Annotated in this window: 3 protein-coding genes; 2 read left to right on the top strand and 1 reads right to left on the bottom strand. The window is 75.5% G+C overall.

Annotation, left to right across the window (positions count from 1 at the left end; genetic code table 11):
* On the top strand, positions 1 to 141 hold a 141-nt coding region (locus DKL51_RS32225), incomplete at its 5' end, for a chorismate-binding protein (RefSeq protein WP_185734997.1).
* A 13-nt stretch (positions 142 to 154) separates the two neighbouring features.
* Here DKL51_RS32225 and pip read toward each other — a convergent pair.
* A complete protein-coding gene (pip, locus tag DKL51_RS32220) occupies positions 155 to 1,105 on the bottom strand; it encodes a prolyl aminopeptidase (protein ID WP_109966793.1) in 951 nt (316 codons plus the stop codon).
* A 51-nt stretch (positions 1,106 to 1,156) separates the two neighbouring features.
* Here pip and DKL51_RS32215 point away from each other — a divergent pair.
* A partial coding sequence (locus DKL51_RS32215) for a MarR family winged helix-turn-helix transcriptional regulator (RefSeq protein ID WP_124813150.1) occupies positions 1,157 to 1,665 on the top strand: 509 nt, incomplete at its 3' end.

Raw genomic sequence — 1,665 nt, 5'->3', positions numbered from 1 at the left:
GGTGATGCCGCCGCCGCGGACGCCGGGCGGCTGCACGTGTGGGCCGGCGGCGGCATCACCTGGGGCAGCGACCCGGCGGCCGAGGTGGCCGAGGCGGCGGCGAAGAGCGGTCCGCTGCGGGCGGTCCTGGCCGCCGGCTGAACCGGGCCCTCGCTCAGGGGCGGCGGGCGAACTCGTCCAGCGCCCGGACCACCGTCTCCGTCATGCCCGGGCCGCCGCCGTGGCCACCGGTCTCGATGATCACCAGCCGGGCGTCGGGCCACCCCTGGGTCAGCTGCCAGGCGATGTCCGGCGGGCCGCTGACGTCGAGGCGGCCCTGCACCAGCACCCCGGGGATGCCGGTGAGCTTTCCGGCGTCGCGCAGCACCTGCCCGTCGGGCATGAAGGCGCCGTTGGTCCAGTAGTGGGTGACCAGCCGGGCGAACGCCATCCGGAACACCGGATCGGCGTAGCGGGGACTGGGCTTGAAGCCGCCGGCGAGGGAGACGTGCACGTCCTCCCAGGCGCACCAGTCGCGCGCGGCCCGGTCGCGTACCTGCGGGTCGGGGTCGGCCAGCAGCCGGGCGTACGCGGCGGTCAGGTCGCCGTCGCGGTCGGCTTCCGGCACGCCGGCGCGGAAGCGGGCCCACTCCTCGGGGAAGATCCGGCCCATGTCCCGGGTGATCCACTCGATCTCCCGCCGGGTGTTGGCCACCACGCTGTACAGCACCAGGCCGGTGACCCGGTCGGGGTGGCGCTGGGCGTAGGCGAGGGCCAGCGACGAGCCCCAGGAGGCGCCGGTGAGCAGCCACCGGTCGATGCCCAGGTGCACCCGCAGCCGCTCGATGTCGGCGAGCAGGTGCGCGGTGGTGTTGACCGACAGGTCCACCGCCGGGTCGCTGGCGTGCGGGGTGCTGCGCCCGCAGCCCCGCTGGTCGAGCAGGACGATCCGGTAGGCGGCCGGGTCGCACAGGCGCCGCCAGCCGGGGGTGGCGCCGGAGCCCGGGCCGCCGTGCACCACCAGCGCCGGCCGGCCGTCGGGGTTGCCGCAGGTCTCCCAGTAGACCTGGTTGCCGTCGCCGACCTCGAGCATGCCGTGCGCGTACGGCTCGATCGGTGGATACATCGCAGTCCCTCCCCGCGGGCCAGATACAACAGCGCTGTTACATTAGCGGACGTGACCGGAACCCCCGACCGTGAGGCCCTCGGCACGCTGCTGCGGCACGTGCTGGAACTGCTGGACGGCGACGTCGCCACCGTCTACGCCGACCTGGACCTCGCCGAGTACCGGCCGCGCTTCTCACCGCTGGTGCGGGTGCTGGTGGCCGACGGACCGCTGCCCATCCGGGACCTCGCCACCCGGGTCGGCGTCACTCACTCCGCCGCCAGCCAGACGGTCGCCCAGATGAGCCGCGCCGGCCTGGTCACGCTGCGCCCCGGCGCGGACGCCCGGCAGCGGATCGTCGCGCTGACTGACCGGGCGTACGGACTGCTGCCGGTCATCGAGGCGGAACGGGCCGCCACCACCACCGCGATGCGCGACCTGGACGCCGAACTGCCCGTCCCCCTGGCCGACGAACTGTACGCGGTGCTCGCCGCGCTGCGCCGCCGCCCGTTGCGCGACCGGATCGCCGGCACCGGCCTGGCACCCCGCCGGGAGGACGCGCCGGCCCCGCACCGCGGGCC

Origin of the sequence: Micromonospora globispora, assembly GCF_003857015.1 — a bacterium.
In the GTDB taxonomy this organism is placed as follows: Bacteria; Actinomycetota; Actinomycetes; order Mycobacteriales; family Micromonosporaceae; genus Micromonospora; species Micromonospora globispora.
The sequence above is the reverse complement of the archived record's forward strand: the minus strand, read 5'-3'. Positions and strand labels throughout refer to the sequence as shown.